The sequence below is a fragment of the Methylocystis sp. MJC1 genome, assembly GCF_026427715.1.
In the GTDB taxonomy this organism is placed as follows: Bacteria; Pseudomonadota; Alphaproteobacteria; order Rhizobiales; family Beijerinckiaceae; genus Methylocystis.
Genome location: NZ_CP107558.1, coordinates 2,866,644 through 2,884,902 on the forward strand (window position 1 = coordinate 2,866,644; position 18,259 = coordinate 2,884,902).

At 63.7% G+C, this 18,259-nt stretch carries 20 protein-coding genes and 1 tRNA gene; 9 read left to right on the top strand and 12 right to left on the bottom strand.

What is annotated here, in order from left to right; genetic code table 11:
* Window positions 1–115: 115 nt before the first annotated feature.
* Genes hisF through hisB form a run of 6 tightly spaced genes read right to left on the bottom strand, consistent with a single transcriptional unit; the run spans window position 116 to window position 4,326 of the window.
* Window positions 116–892, bottom strand: coding sequence for an imidazole glycerol phosphate synthase subunit HisF (gene hisF / locus OGR47_RS13790; RefSeq protein ID WP_165053513.1), 777 nt, complete (start codon window positions 890–892; stop codon window positions 116–118).
* On the bottom strand, window positions 892–1,896 hold the full coding sequence (locus OGR47_RS13795) for a restriction endonuclease (protein ID WP_165053510.1): 1,005 nt from the start codon (window positions 1,894–1,896) through the stop codon (window positions 892–894). The genes hisF and OGR47_RS13795 overlap by 1 nt, the downstream gene beginning before the upstream one ends.
* Window positions 1,889–2,635 (bottom strand): 1-(5-phosphoribosyl)-5-[(5-phosphoribosylamino)methylideneamino]imidazole-4-carboxamide isomerase, encoded by a 747-nt coding sequence (gene hisA / locus OGR47_RS13800; RefSeq protein WP_165053507.1) that lies wholly within the window; start codon window positions 2,633–2,635, stop codon window positions 1,889–1,891. Before hisA ends, OGR47_RS13795 begins: the two co-directional genes overlap by 8 nt.
* Window positions 2,632–3,282 carry an imidazole glycerol phosphate synthase subunit HisH gene (hisH, locus tag OGR47_RS13805; RefSeq protein ID WP_165053504.1) on the bottom strand — a complete coding sequence of 217 codons (651 nt, stop codon included), beginning with the start codon at window positions 3,280–3,282 and terminating at the stop codon, window positions 2,632–2,634. Before hisH ends, hisA begins: the two co-directional genes overlap by 4 nt.
* Window positions 3,279–3,686 carry a DUF2628 domain-containing protein gene (locus OGR47_RS13810; RefSeq protein WP_165053501.1) on the bottom strand — a complete coding sequence of 136 codons (408 nt, stop codon included), beginning with the start codon at window positions 3,684–3,686 and terminating at the stop codon, window positions 3,279–3,281. The genes hisH and OGR47_RS13810 overlap by 4 nt, the downstream gene beginning before the upstream one ends.
* Before the next feature lie 43 nt (window positions 3,687–3,729).
* Window positions 3,730–4,326 (bottom strand): imidazoleglycerol-phosphate dehydratase HisB, encoded by a 597-nt coding sequence (gene hisB / locus OGR47_RS13815; protein WP_165053498.1) that lies wholly within the window; start codon window positions 4,324–4,326, stop codon window positions 3,730–3,732.
* Window positions 4,327–4,734: 408 nt separating this feature from the next.
* Here hisB and OGR47_RS13820 point away from each other — a divergent pair, with 408 nt between their 5' ends.
* From OGR47_RS13820 to trpS, 4 genes are all read left to right on the top strand, one after another.
* Complete coding sequence (locus OGR47_RS13820) at window positions 4,735–5,625, top strand: hypothetical protein (protein ID WP_165053495.1); 891 nt, start codon at window positions 4,735–4,737, stop codon at window positions 5,623–5,625.
* Window positions 5,626–5,863: 238 nt separating this feature from the next.
* Window positions 5,864–6,427, top strand: coding sequence for an ATP-dependent protease subunit HslV (gene hslV / locus OGR47_RS13825; RefSeq protein WP_165053493.1), 564 nt, complete (start codon window positions 5,864–5,866; stop codon window positions 6,425–6,427).
* Window positions 6,427–7,728 (top strand): ATP-dependent protease ATPase subunit HslU, encoded by a 1,302-nt coding sequence (hslU, locus tag OGR47_RS13830; protein WP_165053490.1) that lies wholly within the window; start codon window positions 6,427–6,429, stop codon window positions 7,726–7,728. Before hslV ends, hslU begins: the two co-directional genes overlap by 1 nt.
* 495 nt (window positions 7,729–8,223) lie before the next feature.
* The gene (gene trpS / locus OGR47_RS13835; protein WP_165053487.1) at window positions 8,224–9,258 is read left to right on the top strand and encodes a tryptophan--tRNA ligase; all 1,035 of its coding nucleotides are present in this window, start codon (window positions 8,224–8,226) and stop codon (window positions 9,256–9,258) included.
* A 6-nt stretch (window positions 9,259–9,264) separates the two neighbouring features.
* Here the strand turns inward: trpS and OGR47_RS13840 are convergent, their stop codons facing one another.
* Genes OGR47_RS13840 through OGR47_RS13860 form a run of 5 tightly spaced genes read right to left on the bottom strand, consistent with a single transcriptional unit; the run spans window position 9,265 to window position 13,919 of the window.
* Entirely contained in the window at window positions 9,265–9,600 is a 336-nt protein-coding gene (locus OGR47_RS13840) for a DUF86 domain-containing protein (RefSeq protein WP_165053484.1), read from the bottom strand.
* Window positions 9,597–9,887 carry a nucleotidyltransferase family protein gene (locus tag OGR47_RS13845; protein ID WP_165053481.1) on the bottom strand — a complete coding sequence of 97 codons (291 nt, stop codon included), beginning with the start codon at window positions 9,885–9,887 and terminating at the stop codon, window positions 9,597–9,599. The genes OGR47_RS13840 and OGR47_RS13845 overlap by 4 nt, the downstream gene beginning before the upstream one ends.
* A 31-nt stretch (window positions 9,888–9,918) precedes the next feature.
* Window positions 9,919–11,205 (bottom strand): glycolate oxidase subunit GlcF, encoded by a 1,287-nt coding sequence (gene glcF / locus OGR47_RS13850; RefSeq protein ID WP_165053478.1) that lies wholly within the window; start codon window positions 11,203–11,205, stop codon window positions 9,919–9,921.
* Window position 11,206: 1 nt separating this feature from the next.
* Window positions 11,207–12,424 carry a glycolate oxidase subunit GlcE gene (gene glcE / locus OGR47_RS13855; protein ID WP_165053475.1) on the bottom strand — a complete coding sequence of 406 codons (1,218 nt, stop codon included), beginning with the start codon at window positions 12,422–12,424 and terminating at the stop codon, window positions 11,207–11,209.
* A gap of 1 nt (window position 12,425) precedes the next feature.
* The gene (locus OGR47_RS13860) at window positions 12,426–13,919 is read right to left on the bottom strand and encodes an FAD-linked oxidase C-terminal domain-containing protein (protein ID WP_165053471.1); all 1,494 of its coding nucleotides are present in this window, start codon (window positions 13,917–13,919) and stop codon (window positions 12,426–12,428) included.
* A gap of 146 nt (window positions 13,920–14,065) precedes the next feature.
* Between OGR47_RS13860 and OGR47_RS13865 the strand changes: the two genes are divergently transcribed.
* Window positions 14,066–14,476, top strand: coding sequence for a GlcG/HbpS family heme-binding protein (locus tag OGR47_RS13865; RefSeq protein WP_165053469.1), 411 nt, complete (start codon window positions 14,066–14,068; stop codon window positions 14,474–14,476).
* 69 nt (window positions 14,477–14,545) lie between these two features.
* On the opposite strand, the gene OGR47_RS13870 is transcribed toward OGR47_RS13865, so the two are convergent.
* Window positions 14,546–14,851 (bottom strand): DUF3572 domain-containing protein, encoded by a 306-nt coding sequence (locus OGR47_RS13870; RefSeq protein ID WP_165053466.1) that lies wholly within the window; start codon window positions 14,849–14,851, stop codon window positions 14,546–14,548.
* An 82-nt stretch (window positions 14,852–14,933) separates the two neighbouring features.
* Between OGR47_RS13870 and OGR47_RS13875 the strand changes: the two genes are divergently transcribed.
* The 4 genes from OGR47_RS13875 to OGR47_RS13890 all read left to right on the top strand — a co-directional run bounded on the left by OGR47_RS13875 (window position 14,934) and on the right by OGR47_RS13890 (window position 18,234).
* Window positions 14,934–15,308 (top strand): response regulator, encoded by a 375-nt coding sequence (locus OGR47_RS13875; protein ID WP_165053463.1) that lies wholly within the window; start codon window positions 14,934–14,936, stop codon window positions 15,306–15,308.
* A gap of 14 nt (window positions 15,309–15,322) precedes the next feature.
* A complete protein-coding gene (locus OGR47_RS13880) occupies window positions 15,323–16,684 on the top strand; it encodes a PleD family two-component system response regulator (protein ID WP_165053460.1) in 1,362 nt (453 codons plus the stop codon).
* 123 nt (window positions 16,685–16,807) lie between these two features.
* Window positions 16,808–16,883 (top strand) — tRNA-Ala (locus tag OGR47_RS13885).
* Window positions 16,884–17,376: 493 nt separating this feature from the next.
* Complete coding sequence (locus tag OGR47_RS13890) at window positions 17,377–18,234, top strand: xanthine dehydrogenase (protein WP_165053457.1); 858 nt, start codon at window positions 17,377–17,379, stop codon at window positions 18,232–18,234.
* The last annotated feature ends 25 nt before the right edge of the window (window positions 18,235–18,259 follow it).

The window sequence follows — 18,259 nt, forward strand, 5'->3', positions numbered from 1 at the left end:
AGAGGGAGCAGATCGTGGCCTTCATCACCAGTGCTGATCGCGAGCGTCCCCACTCCCGTGAAACGGGGGAGGGACAGGGAGGGGGCAAGTCGAATATCCAAGAAGCCTCCAGCCATTACGCCGTCTCCAAACCATCCAGCCGCATCGGCAGACCCGCAGCCGCCATATGGCGCTTCGCCTGCGGAATCGAATATTCGCCGAAGTGGAAGATCGACGCCGCCAGCACGGCGGTGGCGTGGCCCTCGCGAATGCCAGCAACCAGATGATCCAGATTGCCGACGCCCCCCGAGGCGATCACCGGTGCGCGCACGGCGTCCGCCACCGCGCGCGTCAGCGCAATGTCGAAGCCGATCTTGGCGCCGTCGCGATCCATGGAGGTGAGCAATATTTCGCCAGCGCCGAGCGCCGTCACCTCGCGGGCGTAATCGACCGCGTCGATGCCTGTCGGCCGGCGCCCGCCATGGGTGAAGATTTTCCACTTTCCGGGCCCGACCTGCTTGGCGTCTATGGCGACGACAATGCATTGCGAGCCGAATTTCTCGGCGGCCTCCCGCACGAATTGGCGGTTGGAGACGGCGGCCGTGTTGATCGAGGCCTTGTCGGCGCCGGCGAGCAGAAGATTGCGGATGTCGTCGAGCGTGCGCACGCCGCCGCCGACGGTGAGCGGCATGAAGCAGGCCTCGGCGGTGCGCTGCACGACATCGAAGAGAATGCCGCGGTTCTCGTGGCTCGCAGTGATGTCGAGAAAGCACAGTTCGTCGGCGCCGGCGGCGTCATAGGCGATGGCGCACTCCACCGGATCGCCGGCGTCGCGCAAATCGACGAAATTGACGCCCTTGACGACGCGGCCTTCCTTGACGTCCAGGCAGGGGATGACGCGGGCTTTGAGCATTAGAGAGGCCAATAAATCTGTTGGAGGGGAAGAAGCTGTCGCGTCCGCTCGTCAAACGCAGGATAATTTGTCAAGACAGCCGCAACAAGCTTTTCAAAATCCAGTAGCGTAAGGGGTATGGTAGAGCGTTCGGCTTCATAGTAAGCCTCCTGGGTGAACCCACCCGTACTTACGTATAGCCCACACTCATGTGGTCTACGGCCACCAACAAAGCTACGAATCTCCGGAGCACCGATCCTCGCACCCGGCCGATGCTTTACTTCAACGGCAATTCGAGGTGCCTGAAATCCAAGGCCGTCAGGGGAAGCTAAGATATCTTTCCCCCTATCGCTGCCAGCCGGCGACACGGTTGTTTTGTAACCCATCGCTTGCAAGAGCGCTGCGACTAACTGCTGCATCTCAGACCACGAGAGCTTTGCGATTCGGTCCTTGATCTTCTCGGACGCAAGTTCTCCTATTTGATCCGCGGTCGGATCAAAAGACGTTGCCGCCTCTTTCGAGTCAGGCACGATCTCTGTTGCGGATTCTTCCGCAGGAGCCGATGACCACAGCTCGTCCGAGACGGCAGGCGGAATTAGAAATATCGTGGAAATCGCACCTAGAGAGTTTTTGGCGACCGCCGAGAGCTGGTCACGCCCTTTCTCATGCGTCCATGTGACCTCGCGGCGATTGGACAACTCGTCGGGCTCTGCCTCAGAGAACCATTCGCATTCTCCTGCGATTATCCCACAAAGATAGAAGCGCGCCCGAGGATCGTAAGTCACGACCCGATCGCCAATCTTCATTTCCCTTGCGAAGCGCCAAATCTGACCCGCGCTCATCGAGACTGCTTGATCTCGCATCTCTAGGTAGGTCATCTTGACTTGTTCCCAGAGTCTAGCCTTCTCCGTAATGTGCGTTGCTGGCCCCACGTCGCCCCAGCCGATCGCAACTATCGACTGTTGCCGGAACTCGTCGAACAGGTAACCTCCCTCGCCGGCTCTCACCATCCACGTTTCAACCATGGAGGTTGTTCCTCGCGCTCCGGATCAGCGCCAGCGCCTCCGCCGGATCGAGGCGGCCATCGTAAAGCGCGCGGCCGGTGATGGCGCCGGCGAGCTTGGCGCAATCGGGCTGCACCAGCCGCTCGATATCCGCAAGCGAGGCCAAGCCGCCGGAGGCGATAACCGGAATCGTCAGCGCATTGGCGAGCGCCAGCGTCTGCTCGATGTTCAACCCCGTCAGAATGCCGTCGCGCGAGATATCGGTATAGATGATCGCCGCGACGCCCGCGTCCTCGAAGCTTTTGCCCAAATCCAGCGCCGACATGCGCGTGGTGCGCGCCCAGCCGTCGACGGCGACCATGCCGTTCTTGGCGTCGATGCCGACCGCCACGCGGCCTGGATAGACCCGCGCCGCCTCGCGCACGAAGGAGGGGTCCTTCACCGCCGCCGTGCCGATGATGACGCGCGTGACGCCCTTCTCCAGCCAGCCCGACAGGGTGCGCATGTCGCGAATGCCGCCGCCGAGCTGCACCGGAATGGTGAGCGCGGAGAGAATCGCCTCGACGGCTTCCGCATTGCGCGGCGTGCCGGCGAAGGCGCCGTCGAGATCGACGACATGCAGATATTCGAAGCCCTGGCGCTCGAAGGCGCGGGCCTGCTCGGCGGGATCGTCGTTGAAGACGGTGGCGCGGTCCATATCGCCCTGGGCGAGGCGAACGCACTGGCCTTCCTTCAGATCGATTGCCGGAAAAAGTATCACGGGCGCCACCTCAGGAAATTGGCGATGAGCGCGAGGCCGAGCCTCTGGCTCTTTTCGGGATGGAACTGAACGCCGACGAGATTGTCGCGCACGACCGCGGCCGTGAGCGGCCCGCCATAGTCGCTGGTGGCCAACACATGGCCGGGCTCGGCCGGCGTCAGATGATAGGAGTGCACGAAATAGGCATGCAGGCCGGTCTCGCCGGTCGGGATGCCGGCAAACACCGGATGCGCGCGCGCAAGCGACAGCGTGTTCCAGCCCATATGCGGGATTTTGAGCGACGGGTCCTTCGGCTCGATGGCGACGACGTCGCCGCCGACCCAGTCGAGGCCTGGCGTTTCGCCATGCTCCAGCCCGCGCGCCGCCATGAGCTGCATGCCGACGCAAATGCCGAGGAAAGGACGGCCCCGCGCAATCGCCGCCTCATGCAGCGCCTCATAGAGGCCGGGCAGCGCCAGCAAGCCGGCGCGGCAATCGGCGAAGGCGCCGACGCCCGGCAGAACGACGCGGTCCGCCGCGCGCACGATCTCGGGGTCGTTGGTCACTCGAATGGCGGCGTCGAGCCCCGCTTCGCGCGCGGCGCGCTCAAAGGCCTTCTGCGCCGAGTGCAGATTGCCGGAACCGTAATCAATAATCGCCGTGGTCAAGCGCGGCTCTCCGGGGGAAGCGTTTGGGGGGAGAACGCCCGCAGCCGGCCGAAGTAGACCATCTCGGCCTCCTCCTCACTGTCGGCATTCACCAGGTCGCCCTCGACATAGCCGCGCCGCTGCAAACTCCATGCGAGAATGCGGTCGCCCTCGAAGCCCAGCACGAGCGCGGCGGCGAGCGCGAGAAAAGACGTGGCGTATTTTGGGAGCATGGAATATGCGCCGAAGCCAGCGATGGCGGCAAGCAGCAGCGACCAGCCGAGAGCGGCGATCCAGGCGCGCTTCCACAGCAGCCAAAGCGGTCCGAAGACGAAGGCCGGCGCGCAAAAGGCATCGCGGAGAAACACGACCTTCTCCGGCCTCGCGACGCCCTCGGGCGGCAGATGAACAGTATATATCGCCATTTCGGCCTCCCCCTCCTCTTTCGGACTGTTCGCCGGCCGCCACTCAGGCGGTCAGCGTGCCCTTGGTGGAGGGCGCTTCGCCCTGGGCGCGGCGCGGGTCGATCGCCACCGCCTTGCCGAAGGCCCGGGCGAAACCCTTGAAGGCGCTTTCGGCGATATGATGGCTGTTGGCGCCCTTGAGGCTGTCGATATGCAGCCCGATGCGCGCCTGCACGGCGAATGCCTGGAAAAACTCGCGCATGAGCTCGGTGTCGAAGGCGCCGATGCGCTCCGACGGAAAATTCACGTCATAGACGAGATAGGGCCGGCCCGAGACATCGACGACGACGCGGGTCAACGCCTCGTCGAGCGGCACATGGGCGTCGCCATAGCGGGCGATTCCCTTGCGGTCGCCGAGCGCGCGATCCACCGCCTGGCCGAGCGCCAGCCCGACGTCCTCGACGGTGTGGTGGCCGTCGATATGCAGATCGCCCTTGGCGAGCACGGTCAGATCGAGCGGCGCATGGCGGGCGATCTGTTCGAGCATATGGTCGAAAAAGCCAATTCCCGTCGAAATGTCGGATTTCCCCGCCCCGTCGAGGTCGACGGCGACGGAGATCGTCGTTTCCTTGGTGACGCGCTCGATCTGGGCGCTGCGCATGGAGAATAGGCCTTCCAAAAGGACGCGGGCCGAGCATCCGCCGGCCGCAAGCGAGCGGGTTGTAGCAATTCCGTCGCAACGGCGCCAGCCAGAGCCGTGCGCCAGGGCTCTGAATCCAGGTTAACAACCCTACGCAGCCGCGTCATGCCCGCGCTTGTCGCGGGCATCCACGCCAGGACATTACGACAAGCGGGAAGAAGAAGCGGCGTTGTTCCGCTCATGTTCTCAGCTTTCCGCGTCGGCGCGGCGTGGATGGCCGCGACAAGCGCGGCCATGACGCTGGAACACATCTCCTCCTTAACCCGAATTCGGAGCATAAGCCGTGCGCCAAGTCACTGGCCGCTGCGCCCGCGCTTCTTTATGCTCGCCGGAGGTTCCTAGCCAACATAGCAGTTTTCAGGAGAATTGATGAAGCCCGTCTATTTTGCCGCGCCCGCGCTGCTCATTGGCCTCGCGGCCGCCGTCGCCGGAACGCCCGAGGAGGATTACGTCGCCGCCCGCGACGCGGCCATCGCCAAAATCAAGAAGATCGAGGCGAAGAACCCCGACGCCGACGTTTCGAAAGTCAATAAAAGCGCCCTGGCCGCTCTCGAAAAACGCCTGCAAGCGATCATCGGCCTGGTTGCGATCAAGCCTTATCCCGAGAAGGGGAGAATGGAGTACGATAGTCTTTCCGAGGGCGAGCTCGGCGCGGACGGACTCGACGGCCTGCGCTTCGGCAAGGACGGCGACGGGCCGCAGCTCGTCGTCACCACGGACGGCCTGCTGGAAACATGGTTGAAGCGGCCGCGGGAATGGGGGACGAAGAAAGGCAAGCGGCCGTCGATCGACGAGGCGCTGGCCAATGCCGAATTCTATACTTTCGCCGTCGGACAGGACGCCGCCCTGACCAAGACGGCCGACATCCCTATCGCCAAGCCCGAAGGGGCGACCTTCGCGGTCGCGCTGCTCGGCGGCTGGGCGCAGGACGACGGCCCCAATCCAATACAGGATATTGTCCTGGCAGTGCGCCGCGAGGGAAAGGTCTATATCGCGAGCGAGCGCGCCAAGGCCTATAAGCCCATCCCCGCCTGCGACGCCAGCCTGAAGGCGGCGGAAGCGAAAGCCGACGCGATCTACAAGAAATATCAGGCGAGCGGCGCGAAGGACGAGAAGATCTTCAACGAGTCTTCACAGGCGCGCGAAAAGGGCGACGCCGACTATCGCGCCTGCTACCGCGAGCGTGTGCCAAAGGAAGCGTTTTTCCCCGCGCTGGTGAAGGAGGCGCAGGAGATCGCCGATCGTTTCGGCGGGAAGTAGCGCGCCCTCATCCGACCCCGCTTCGCGGGGCCACCTTCTCCCGTAAACGGGAGAAGGAATCGCGTTGCAATCTTTATGATCCAAAAAGACAGGGCTCTCCCTTCTCCCGGCAGCGGGAGAAGGTGGCCCTCGCGTCAGCGAGGGTCGGATGAGGGCCGCATCCATGGAGCGCCCCCGCCCTTGCTCAACACCGGCCAAACGCCTACATCCGCCTGACATATTAGTCTGGATGGCGAGAATGGAAAGCGAACGCGAGAAGTCGCTCCTGATGCATGCGACAACGATCATACTGGTGAAAAAACAAGGCGAAACCGTCATAGCCGGCGACGGCCAGGTCAGCCTCGGCCAGACCATCATGAAAGGCAACGCCCGAAAGGTCCGCCGCCTCGGCAAGGGCGATGTGATCGCGGGCTTCGCCGGCGCCACCGCCGACGCCTTCACCCTCTTCGAGCGTCTCGAGACCAAGCTCGAACAATATCCCGGTCAGCTCATGCGCGCCTGCGTGGAGCTCGCCAAGGACTGGCGCATGGACCGCTATCTGCGCCGTCTCGAAGCGATGATGCTCGTCGCTGACAAGAATGTCGGCCTGGTGCTGACAGGCTCCGGCGACGTGCTGGAGCCCGAGACGACTGAGGGCGGCGCCGTCGCGGCGATCGGCTCGGGCGGCAATTATGCGCTTGCCGCCGGCCGCGCCCTCATCGACACGCCGGCCGATGCCGAAACCATCGCGCGCCGCGCCATGAACATCGCCGCCGACATTTGCGTCTATACGAACCACAGCATCGTGGTGGAGAAAATCTGATGGCCGACTTCTCCCCACGCGAGATCGTCTCCGAGCTCGATCGCTACATCGTCGGGCAGCAGGACGCCAAGCGCGCCGTCGCGATCGCGCTGCGCAACCGCTGGCGCCGCCTGCAGCTGCAAGGGCAGATGCGCGAAGAGGTGATGCCCAAGAACATCCTCATGATCGGCCCCACGGGCTGCGGCAAGACCGAGATCGCGCGCCGCCTCGCCCGCCTCGCCAACGCCCCTTTCCTGAAGGTCGAGGCGACGAAATTTACCGAGGTCGGCTATGTCGGCCGCGACGTCGAGCAGATCGTGCGCGACCTCATCGAAGTCGCTTTGGTGATGGTGAAGGACCGCCGCCGCAAGGATGTACAGGCCCGCGCCGAAAAGGCTGCGGAGGAGCGCGTGCTCGACGCGCTCGTCGGCCCCGCCTCCTCGCCCGCGACGCGCGAAAGCTTCCGCAAGCGGCTGCGCGACGGAGAGCTCGACGACAAGGAAATCGAGATCGAATTGCAGCAATCGGGCGGCTCCACGCCAATGTTCGAGCTGCCGACCATGCCGGGCGCGAGCGTCTCGGCTTTTTCGCTCGGCGACCTCTTCGGCAAGATGCAGCGCGGCAAGCCGCGCAAGCTCACGGTTAAGGAAGCGCATGGGCCGCTGATCGCCGAGGAGAGCGACAAGCTCATCGATCAGGAGGCGAGCGTTCGCGAAGCCATCCACGAGGTCGAGAACAATGGCATCGTCTTCATCGACGAGATGGACAAAATCTGCGCTCGCGAAGGCCGCGGCGGCGCCGATGTCTCGCGCGAGGGCGTGCAGCGCGACCTGCTGCCGCTGATCGAAGGCACGACGGTTGCGACCAAGCATGGGTCGGTGAAGACCGACCATGTGCTCTTCATCGCCTCCGGCGCCTTCCATGTCGCAAAGCCTTCGGACCTCTTGCCCGAGCTTCAGGGCCGCCTGCCGATCCGCGTGGAACTGGCCTCTCTCAACGAAGAAGACTTCCGCCGCATCCTGACCGAAACCGAAGCCTGTCTCACCAAGCAATATTCGGCCTTGATGGGCACGGAGGGCGTGACGCTGGAATTCGCGCCCTCGGCCATCGACGCCATCGCCAAGGTGGCCGTGGCCGTAAACACCTCGGTGGAAAACATCGGCGCCCGGCGCCTGCAGACGGTGATGGAGCGCGTGTTGGACGACATCAGCTTCACGGCCTCCGACCGCGCGGGCGAGACGGTGACGATCGATGGGGATTTTGTCGAGAAGCACATCGGGGATCTGGCGAAGAACCGGGATTTGAGCCGGTTTATTCTGTAATGACTATCGAGCATGAGCGGCGCCAATACCTCCCCTTTACGGGGAGGTCGGCGGCCGAAGGCCGCCGGGTGGGGTTCTCTCAGCAACGATAGTCATTGGGGCTTGCCCCACCCGGCCCGGCTAACGCGGGGCCACCCTCCCCGTAAAGGGGAGGGATGGGCTCATGGCCAGCGTTCGTTCAGCGCCGCTATGAGGGGCGATTTTCCCAGGGCGCTCTCATTGCCATGAGCTTCTGCAAGCGGCAGTTTCGCTTAGCGGGCGCCTCGAAAAACTCCTGAAAGCGGTCAAAGACCTTCGCGTCGACTACGACAAGAGTCGCATCAAGTTGCTTATCTTGCTCGATCCCGGATTTGCTCGGCTGGGTCATTTCTGAGCCTTCCTCAAGTCGAGCTGTAGTGGCCCGAATAGCGCGGATCAAACTTACCACACTTGCGCCCGCGCCCGCGCATTGTCATAACCCCCGCCAAAGTTCCTCAACCCTCGACGGCGCAATCCATGTCCAGCTTCCCCCAGCGCGTTTTCTCGGGCGTGCAGTCCACCGGCAATCTGCATCTCGGCAATTATCTCGGCGCCATCGTCAAATTCGTCGAGCTGCAGGAGCGCTTCGAGTGCCTCTATTGCGTCGTCGACCTGCACGCGATCACCGTGCCGCAGGACCCAATCGAGCTGCGTAACAACACGCGTGAGATCGCAGCGGCCTTCATCGCCTGCGGCATCGACCCGAAGAAGAACATCGTCTTCAACCAGAGCCAGGTCGCCGAGCACGCCGAGCTCGCCTGGGTGTTGAACTGCGTCGCCCGCATCGGCTGGCTCAACCGCATGACCCAGTTCAAGGACAAGGCCGGCAAGGACCGCGAGAACGCCTCGATGGGCCTCCTGGACTACCCTGTCCTGATGGCCGCCGACATTCTCCTCTATCGCGCCACCCATGTGCCGGTCGGCGAGGACCAGAAGCAGCATCTGGAGCTCGCGCGCGACATTGCGCAGAAGTTCAACAATGATTTCGGCGCCTCGATCGAGCGCAATGGCTTCGGGGAAGGCTTCTTCCCCCTGCCCGAGCCGCTGATCGCCGGCCCCGCGACGCGCGTGATGAGCCTGCGCGACGGCACGAAGAAAATGTCGAAATCCGACGCTTCGGATTATTCGCGCATCAATCTCTCGGACGACGCCGACCAGATCGCCACGAAGGTGAAGAAAGCCAAGACCGATCCAGAGCCCCTGCCCTCCGAGGAAAAGGGTCTCGAAGGCCGGCCCGAGGCGGATAATCTCGTGGGCATTTTCGCCGCGCTGTCGGGGCGCGCCAAGGCGGAGGTTTTGAGCGAATTTGGCGGCTCGAATTTCTCGACCTTCAAAAGCGCGCTGGTCGATCTCGCGGTCGCCAAGCTCTCGCCGATCACCGCGCAGATGCGCCGCATCCGCGAGGACGAAGGCTATATCGACCAGGTGCTGCGAGACGGTTCGGACCGCGCCCGCGCTCTGGCGCGCGAGAACATGAACGCCGTGAAGGATATTGTGGGGTTCTTGAGGTAAATCGGCCTAATCGCCTCGCTTGGCGAGGAGGCGTTCGACCTCCTCTCTGAGCGGGCGCAGGTCCTTCGAGATAACGTCCCAGACCAGAAAAAGATCGACGCCCCAATAGGCGTGGATGAGGCGATTGCGGAAGGCCACGATTTTCGTCCAGGGAGCTGGCGCCGTCGCCTTTGGCTCGGGGGAGAGCTTGCCTGCCGCCTCGCCAATAATCTCGAAATTGCGGATGACAGCGTCCTGGACAATGCGCTCCCGCAAAAAGACATCCCGGCCGCCCGCAACATAGCTCTCGATCGCGCGGATGCTGTCCGCGATATGCTCCAGATAGAAGCGATCGGACTTCACAAGGGCAACGCTTCGCGTTCGATCAGTGGCCTGAGAAAGGGACTCACGCCCCGCGAGGTCACAAGATCGACCTTCCGCCCGATCAGCGTCTCCAGTTCCTCCGCCAGCGCGAGATAATCGTCGAACCCACGTTCCTCAGCGAAATCGATGAGCAAATCCACGTCGCTCGACGGCGTCTCTTCCCCTCGAACGACCGAGCCGAACAGGCGGATGTTCGACGCGCCGTGGCGGCGCGCGGCGGCAATCAACTCCGAGCGTTTATCAAGCAGGGATTCGAGCAACGGCATGGCACACACCTCCGGCCGACAATAGCATATATCAGGCTGTCAGCGCGTCCGGCTTCGGCCCGCCTGTCGCCCAGTCCAATAATTCCACCGTATGCACGATCGGGATCGCCGTCCCCGCCCCGATCTGCGCCATGCAGCCGAGATTGCCCGCAGCGATGACTTGCGGCGCGAGGCTCTCGATATTGGCGACCTTGCGCGCGCAAAGCTGGTCAGCCAGCTCGGACTGCAGAAGGTTGTAGGTTCCCGCCGAGCCGCAGCAGATGTGGCCTTCGGGCACGGCGACGACCTCGAAGCCCGCGCGCTCCAGCGCCGCAACCGGCTCTCGCGTGATTTTCTGGCCGTGCTGCAACGAGCAAGCCGCGTGATAGGCGACCCTCAGGCGCGGGATGGCGACGCGCTCCAACTGCAATTTATCGACAAGCTCGCTCACGTCGCAGGCGAGCGCGGAAATGCGCGCGGCCTTGTCGGCCAAGGCAGCCTCATTGCGGAACATGAAGCCATAATCCTTCACGCTCGTGCCGCAGCCGGATGTATTGACGACGATATGGTCGAGGCCGCCTGTCTCGATTTCGCGCGTCCAGGCGTCGATGTTCCGGCGCGCAAACGCATGGGACTGGTTGACCTTGCCGAGATGATGCGGCAGCGCCCCGCAACATCCGGCGCCCTCGGCGACGACGACCTCGACGCCGTGGCGCGTGAGCAGACGCACAGTCGCTTCGTTGATGGGCGTGTCGAGCACTGTTTGCGCGCAACCGTTCAGAAGCGCGACGCGCATTTTGCGGGCGTCCTGAGCTGGAAAAACCTGCGGGCGGTCGACGTTCGACGGCGCCGGCAAATTCGTCGGCGCAAGTCTCAGCATCGCGCGCAAGCGCTCGGGCAAATAGCGGGCAAACGGCTTGGCGGCGGTTGCGAAGCGTAACGCGAACCGGAGCAAAGACGGGCGCGGCAGAATGAACGCGAGCAAGGCGCGCAGCGTCTTATCTGCGAAGGATCGCTGATAGGTCTCCTCTATATGAGCGCGCGCATGGTCGACGAGATGCATGTAATGCACGCTCGACGGACAGGTCGTCATGCAGGAAAGGCAAGAGAGGCAGCGATCTACATGCCGCGCCGTGCGCGCATCGGCGGCGCGCCCATTCTCGAGCATGTCCTTGATGAGATAAATGCGCCCGCGCGGCGAATCCAATTCGTCGCCGGTGAGCAGATAGGTCGGGCATGTCGCCGTGCAGAAACCGCAATGCACGCAGGCGCGCAGGATCTTCTCCGATTGCGCCATATCCGGGTCCGCGAGCGCGGCAAGAGAGAAATGCGTCTGCATCTCAAAACGCCTCGCGCATGCGGCCGCGCTCCAGAATATGCGCGGGATCGAAACTTTCCTTCACGCGCTTGGTCAGCGCCGCAAGCGGCGCCGGCTGCGGATGAAAGACTTCTACGCGCGCGCGAATATCGTCGGATGCGCGGATGAGAGTCGCATGGCCGCCGCAGGCGTCGACAGCGGCGCGCATCGCCGCCGCATGGGCGTCGCCCGCCGGCTCCAGGCATAGCCAGACGAGCCCGCCCGCCCAGTCATAGTAATAGGCAATGATGGGCGCGCCAGCGTTGCGCAGCGCGTCCAAGACGGCGAGCCCGTCGGTCGGCGCGACGGAAACGCGCCAGATTTGCCCGCTGTGAGACGCAAGCGGCGTGACATCGCGCAACGCCGCCCAGAGCGCCGCCGACTCGTTTTGCGGCAATGCCTCGAAGCGCGCGCCGCTGTCGCTAAGCTGCGCGATCAGCGCCTCCCGCCGACTCGAAACAGAGATTTCGGGACCCTCAATGCGCAGCAGCGCGGCGTTGGCGTCGAGCCCGAGCGGCGCGGCGCCCGCCGGCAGCATGGCGAAGGAGGACACTTCATGCGGCGATCCCGACGCGCGACGCAATTGCGCGAGGCTTTGCGCTTCCGCGAGACCGAGAACCAAGAGAGTCTGTTCGGTCTCCGCCTTCGGCAGCACCTTCAACGTCACTTCGGTGAGAAGCGCCAGCGTGCCGTAAGAGCCGCAGACCAGCTTGGAAAGATCATAGCCCGTGACGTTTTTCATAACGCGGCCGCCGGATTTCACCACCTCGCCGCGCCCCGTCACACAGTGAAAACCCAGTAGATGATCGCGCGCGGCGCCCGCCTTGATGCGGCGCGGGCCTGAGGCGTTGACGGCAATCGCCCCGCCGATTGTCGCGCTCCGCGTCGCGCCGCCGAGCAGCGGCGCATAATCCATCGGCTCGAAAGCGAGCTGCTGGCCATGCGCGTCGAGCAGCTCCTCGATCTCGCACACAGCCGTGCCGGCGCGCGCGGAGAGCACAAGCTCCTCGGGCTCATAGAGCGTCACGCCCGTCAGCGCGCGCGTGGAGATGTGCTGCTGCAAAGGCGCATGGCGGCCGAGGCGCTTCTTCGAGTCGGCGCCGACAATGGCGAAAGGCGTTTTCCGAGTGTTGGCGACGCGCAAGGCGTCGACGGCGTCAGCGGCGTCGCGAATGTCGAGCGTAGCCAGGCGAGCGTCCATGTCAGAATCTCGGCAGATCGGGGAACGGCGTCTTGCCGCCCAAGACATGCATCATGCCGAACTCGGCGCAGCGATGCAGCGTCGGGAAAACCTTGCCGGGATTGAGCCGATTCAATGAGTCGAAGGCGCATTTCACGCGTAATTGCTGATCGAGATCGGTCTCGTTGAACATCTCGCCCATCAGATCGCGCTTCTCGACGCCCACGCCATGTTCGCCGGTGAGCACGCCGCCGACAGCGACGCAGAGACGCAAAATGTCGAAACCGACCTTCTCCGCCCGTTCCATTTCCCCCGCGATCGAGGCGTCATAGAGAATGAGCGGATGCAAATTGCCGTCGCCCGCATGGAAGACATTGGCGACCTGCAGGCCCTCGCGCTTGGCGATCGCATCCATGCCCGCGAGCACCTCCGGCAGGCGCCCGCGCGGGATCGTGCCGTCCATGCACAGATAATCCGGCTTGATGCAGGAGACTGCCGGGAAGGCGTTCTTGCGGCCGGCCCAGAATTGCAAGCGCTCGGCTTCGCTCATTGAAACCTTGATCGTCATCGCCCCTTCGTCACGCGCAATCGTTTCGACGAGGTCCATGAGATGGTCGACTTCCGCCGGCGCGCCGTCGAGCTCCACGATGACCAGCGCCTCGGCGTCGAGCGGATAGCCGCAGGGCTGGAAACGCTCGACGGCGTGGATCGTCGCCTTGTCCATCATCTCCATGCCGCCGGGGATAATCCCCCGCGCGATAACGGCGCCGACAAAGCGCGCGCCGGCCTCGACGCTCGCAAAGCCCACCAGCAGCCCGCGCGCAACGGCGGGCTTTTGCAGAATGCGCACGGTGACTTCGGTGACAACGCCGAGCAAGCCTTCCGAGCCGGTCATCAGGCCGAGAAGATCATAGGCCTCGCTATCGAGATGCTTGCCGCCGAGGCGAATGACCTCTCCGCCCATCAACACGACTTCGAGCCCGAGAATATTATTGGTCGTCAACCCGTATTTGAGGCAGTGCACGCCCCCGGCGTTCTCGGCCACATTGCCGCCGATGGAGCAGGCGATCTGCGAGGAGGGATCGGGCGCATAGTAAAAGCCGCGGCTCTCGACAGCCCTGGAGATGGCGAGATTTTGCACGCCGGGCTGCACGCGCGCGCAGCGGTTCTCATAGTCGATCTCGAGGATGCGGTTGAACTTCGACATGCCGAGCAGAATGCCGTCCTCGAGCGGCATCGAGCCGCCGGAAAGCGACGTCCCGGAACCACGCGGCACGACCTTGACGTTCATCCCGGCGGCAAGCGCCAGAACGGCGCTCACCTGCGCCACAGTTTCAGGCAAAGCGACCACGAGCGGCAGCGCGCGATACATTGTGAAGGCGTCGCATTCGTAAGCGCGGCGCGCCGTCTCGTCCACGATGAGGTTCTGCGCCGGCAAAATGGCGCGCAGGCGCTCGATCAGCTCGTCGCGCCGCGCGAGAATCTCGGGCTCGGGCGCAGGCATGATCAGCGTCATTATTCAGCGCCTTCCTCAGCGCGTCGAGCGCGCCGTTGCGCCGGCGCTCCCGGCGTGGGATTGCAGCGGCCTCGAAATTTTCCCTAGTCGAGGCGCAGGATGGGCGCAAGTCCCGCAGGCTCGCAGTCCAATCAACAGGAGAAGCAATGAAAATGAAATTCGTTTTGACGCTTGCCGACGCCAAGCGCGTGGCGGCGGCGGCCGCGGAGGAAGCCCAGCGCAACGGCTGGAGCGTGGTGATCGCCATCGTCGACGACGCAGGCCTGCTCGTCTATCTCGAGCGCCTCGACGGCGTGCAGCCCGCCTCCTGCGACATCGCCCAGGCGAAGGCGCGCGCTGCGGCGCTGTTTCGGCGCCCGAGCAAAGCGCTGGAAGAGACGGTCGCCGGCGGCCGGATCGCCTTGCTGAGCCTGCCCCATATCATCCCTGTCGAAGGCGGCCTGCCGCTCGTCTATGAGGGGCAGGTCATCGGCGCCATCGGCGTGTCCGGGGTGCAATCCTTCGAAGATGGGATCGTCGCCAAGGCGGGCGCGGATGCGCTTGGCGCAAGCGCTTAAGCCTCTGGTTACGATAATGGCGAAGGCCCGCAATCTTTCGAACATATCCGATCAGCCAGGGCGCATAGCCTAATCGCCGCCGCCGAGAGACCTTCGGGCGCGCCCCACGGCCTCCGGCGGCAGCCCTTCGGCCGCGGCGAAAGCCAAAAGAATAGTCTCGTCCCCGGCCAAATGATCGAGAACCGCCAGATGAAACCCACGATCGCCGAGGAGCGCGGGCACATCGCCCGCGTCGAGCCCTGTCAAAGCAAGAAATCGCGACACGCGCTCCTCGTCGTGGGTGAGAAAAGCGAGCGCGCGCAGAGCCAATTCCGCCGGCGCCGGCTCGATGGTTTTTGGGGCGCGAATATCTCGCGCATTCCGGCCGATTTTCATTAATACTCCCATGCTACCCATGGACAAACGGCCCTTCGATCCTTTTGCCGCTTCGAAGCCGCCGAGTTTCAAGAGCTGGGCCATGAAAAAGACAGTCCTCATCGTAGAGGATAACGAATTGAACATGAAGCTGTTCAACGACCTGTTGGAGGCGAATGGGCACGCGACGCTGCGCACCAAGAGCGGCGTGGACGCGATCTCGCTCGCGCGCGAGCACAGGCCCGATCTCATTTTGATGGACATTCAATTACCGGAGGTCAGCGGCCTGGAAGTGACCCGCTGGCTGAAGGACGACGACGAATTGAAAGATATTCCGGTCATCGCCATCACCGCCTTCGCGATGAAGGGCGACGAAGAGAAAATCCGCCAGGGCGGCTGCGAGGCTTATCTCTCCAAGCCGATCTCGGTGGCCAAATTTTTAGAGACCGTGAACTCATTCCTTGCGGACAAAAACTAGGAGACGTCAGCCCTATGACCGCGCGCGTCCTGATCGTTGACGATTTGCTCCCCAACATCAAACTGCTGGAAGCCCGCCTGTCGGCTGAATATTTCGATGTGGTGGCGGCGACGAACGGCCCCCAGGCGCTCGAGCTCTGCCGCGAAGGCCGCTGCGACATCGTCCTGCTCGACGTGATGATGCCGGGCATGGACGGTTTCGAGGTCTGCGCCCGGCTGAAATCGGACCCCGCCACCATGCATCTGCCGGTGGTCATGGTGACGGCGCTGGATCAACCGGCGGATCGCGTGCGCGGGCTCGAATGCGGCGCCGACGACTTCCTCACCAAGCCCGTCGATGAGATCGCGCTGATCGCGCGCGTCCGGTCGCTGGCGCGCCTCAAGATCACTATCGATGAATTACGCGCCCGCGCCAGCACTTCGGCCAATCTGGGCCTCGCCTCCCGCGAGCCCAACGACGGCGCCCGCGGCCGCATTCTGCTGGTCGAGGATCGGCCGAGCTCGGCCGATCGGATCGTCTCGACGCTGCGCGACTTCCACGACATCGACATCGAGCAGCATCCACAGGAAGCGTTGTTCCGCGCTGCCGAAAACAATTACGAGCTTGTCGTCGTCAGCCTCAACCTCGCCCATTTCGACGCGCTGCGGCTATGCAGCCAATTGCGTTCGCTGGAACGCACCCGCGCGCTGCCGATTCTGCTGCTGGCCGACATGGAAGACCGCCAGCGTGTCTTGCGGGGTCTCGATCTCGGCGTGAACGACTATATTATACGGCCGATCGACCGGAACGAGCTTCTGGCGCGCGTGCGCACCCAGCTGCGACGCAAGCGCTATACGGACTCCCTGCACGAAAATGTGCAGGCGGCGATCGAGCTCGCAGTGGTCGACGCCCTTACTGGGCTCAACAACCGCCGCTTCCTCGAGACGCATCTCGCCACGGCGCTCGACCAGGCCGCCCACAAGGGCCGGCCTTTGTCCTTGATGATTCTCGACATCGACCACTTCAAATCGGTCAACGACACCTATGGCCACGATGGCGGCGACGAGGTGCTGAAGGCCTTCGCCCAGCGCATCAAGCGCGTCCTGCGCAGCGCCGATCTCGTCTGCCGTCTGGGCGGCGAGGAATTCGTCGTCGTGATGCCTGATACGCCGCTCGCTCTTGCGCAAAGAATCGCCGAGCGCGTGCGCGCGGCGGTCGAGGGCGAACGCTTCCTCGTCGACCCCAAGGCGACGCGGACGATTCCCGTCACCACCTCCATCGGCCTCGCCGAGCGCGGCGCCGACGCCAACGCCGACGCCCTGATGCGGCGCGCCGACAAGGCCCTCTACGCCTCGAAAACCTCAGGCCGCAACAGGGTGACAGCGGCCGCAGCTTGAGGCCTGTGAGAAAATTGACATAAAGCCGCTCGCCGGGCTTGCAGACAAAGCCCGGCTGAACTATACAGCGCCCGTCGACGCCGCGTCGGCCGCAGCCTCCCCCAAGAGGCCCGTAGAAAAGATGGGGCCATAGCTCAGTTGGGAGAGCGCTTCAATGGCATTGAAGAGGTCGTCGGTTCGATTCCGTCTGGCTCCACCAAACAATCCACGTAGCAAGAATGATGTGTCTGACGTCACGGAAGATTGGCTCTTCCGGAGCGTAGCTGGGGGCCCCGCCCCATAGCAATTGGATTCATCTCTAATCCCCCAGGCGGGCGCCAATCTCGAGCTGTCTGATGCCGTTCAGGAACGGGCTATGCTCATCCCCTTCCCTCACTCCCCCACGAGCCTCGTAGCGAAGCGAATCGAGTATGCCTCCTCTCTGACGAGGACGAAGACGACGAGGCGCTCCTGATTGGCGCCCAAGCTCGAAATGGTTGAAACCCCAAGCTACGGGCAGGACGCCCCTCGGTGTCGGCTTTCCCACAAATTGCATCAGAGACACAACATTATGTCCAGTAACGCGTCGAGCTGCTGAAATCCGAAGATCGTCTACTTTGCAGCGCTATATATATTGAATCCCTTACGGTTGCCCGTGAGACGCCTCATTGGCCCGCTCTTTGCTGCCAATCTCCCGAAAAAGGGATGCAGCGATGAATGATCTCCAGCCGCGCGGTTTTCTGCATAATCAGGCCGATCCATACGCGATTATCCTCGGCACGAATGAGATCGCCTCGGCGATCGCCGTCAGGCTCTGCTGGGAGCGTTTCCGCGTCGTGCTGAGCCATGACCCGTTCCCACCCGTCATCCGGCGCGGAATGGCGTTCCATGACGCGCTGTTCGACGATCAGGTCGCCGTCGACGGCGTCGTCGGGCAGCGCGCCGAGACCGCTTTGGAGATCATCGACGCCCTCGCCCTGCGCGGGCGGGTGGCGGTCACGCATCTTCAATTGACCGATCTGATCACCTTGCGCGCGCCCGTCGCCGTCATCGACGCGCGGCTTCAGAAACACCGCGTCACGCCGGACCTGCGCGGCGTCGCCCGACTTGCGATCGGCGTCGGACCGAAATTCGCTGTGGGCGAGAATTGCGACATTGCCATCGAAACCCACCCCGCGAAGACCGGCGCGCTTCTCGACGCCGGCGAGACGCGCGACGCAGATGGCGTCGCGCGCGCCTTGGGCGGCGTCGGCAAGGAGCGTTTCGTCTATTCGGCGCGGCCGGGCGTGTGGCGCACGCCGCTCGATATCGGCGCGCAGGTCTTCAAGGGCTTTGTGCTCGGCCATTTGGACAGCCAGCCGGCAAAGGCGCCGATGGACGGTTTTCTGCGCGGAATCACCCGAGACGGCGTTGCTGCGCCCGCCGAAGTGAAGCTCGTCGAAATCGATCCGCGGGGCCGCGCCGCCTGTTGGACAGGCACAGACGAGAGAGGCCGCACCATCGCGGAGGCGGTGATTGCGGCGATGGCCAGGGCTCCAATCAGCCCGCTTCTCGTCCCGTTCCAACTCTAAGCCGGCCGCGCGCCGCCATAAGATT

Excerpts from the sequence above, each read along its gene's own strand:
- OGR47_RS13890 (WP_165053457.1), top strand. The coding sequence starts at position 17,377 with ATGAATGATCTCCAGCCGCGCGGTTTTCTGCATAATCAGGCCGATCCA.
- OGR47_RS13870 (WP_165053466.1), bottom strand. The coding sequence starts at position 14,851 with ATGAAAATCGGCCGGAATGCGCGAGATATTCGCGCCCCAAAAACCATC.
- OGR47_RS13795 (WP_165053510.1), bottom strand. The coding sequence starts at position 1,896 with ATGGTTGAAACGTGGATGGTGAGAGCCGGCGAGGGAGGTTACCTGTTC.
- OGR47_RS13820 (WP_165053495.1), top strand. The coding sequence starts at position 4,735 with ATGAAGCCCGTCTATTTTGCCGCGCCCGCGCTGCTCATTGGCCTCGCG.
- OGR47_RS13880 (WP_165053460.1), top strand. The coding sequence starts at position 15,323 with ATGACCGCGCGCGTCCTGATCGTTGACGATTTGCTCCCCAACATCAAA.
- trpS (WP_165053487.1), top strand. The coding sequence starts at position 8,224 with ATGTCCAGCTTCCCCCAGCGCGTTTTCTCGGGCGTGCAGTCCACCGGC.
- OGR47_RS13865 (WP_165053469.1), top strand. The coding sequence starts at position 14,066 with ATGAAAATGAAATTCGTTTTGACGCTTGCCGACGCCAAGCGCGTGGCG.
- OGR47_RS13845 (WP_165053481.1), bottom strand. The coding sequence starts at position 9,887 with ATGCCGTTGCTCGAATCCCTGCTTGATAAACGCTCGGAGTTGATTGCC.
- hisF (WP_165053513.1), bottom strand. The coding sequence starts at position 892 with ATGCTCAAAGCCCGCGTCATCCCCTGCCTGGACGTCAAGGAAGGCCGC.
- glcE (WP_165053475.1), bottom strand. The coding sequence starts at position 12,424 with ATGGACGCTCGCCTGGCTACGCTCGACATTCGCGACGCCGCTGACGCC.
- OGR47_RS13875 (WP_165053463.1), top strand. The coding sequence starts at position 14,934 with ATGAAAAAGACAGTCCTCATCGTAGAGGATAACGAATTGAACATGAAG.
- glcF (WP_165053478.1), bottom strand. The coding sequence starts at position 11,205 with ATGCAGACGCATTTCTCTCTTGCCGCGCTCGCGGACCCGGATATGGCG.
- hslV (WP_165053493.1), top strand. The coding sequence starts at position 5,864 with ATGGAAAGCGAACGCGAGAAGTCGCTCCTGATGCATGCGACAACGATC.
- OGR47_RS13860 (WP_165053471.1), bottom strand. The coding sequence starts at position 13,919 with ATGACGCTGATCATGCCTGCGCCCGAGCCCGAGATTCTCGCGCGGCGC.
- OGR47_RS13810 (WP_165053501.1), bottom strand. The coding sequence starts at position 3,686 with ATGGCGATATATACTGTTCATCTGCCGCCCGAGGGCGTCGCGAGGCCG.
- hslU (WP_165053490.1), top strand. The coding sequence starts at position 6,427 with ATGGCCGACTTCTCCCCACGCGAGATCGTCTCCGAGCTCGATCGCTAC.
- hisB (WP_165053498.1), bottom strand. The coding sequence starts at position 4,326 with ATGCGCAGCGCCCAGATCGAGCGCGTCACCAAGGAAACGACGATCTCC.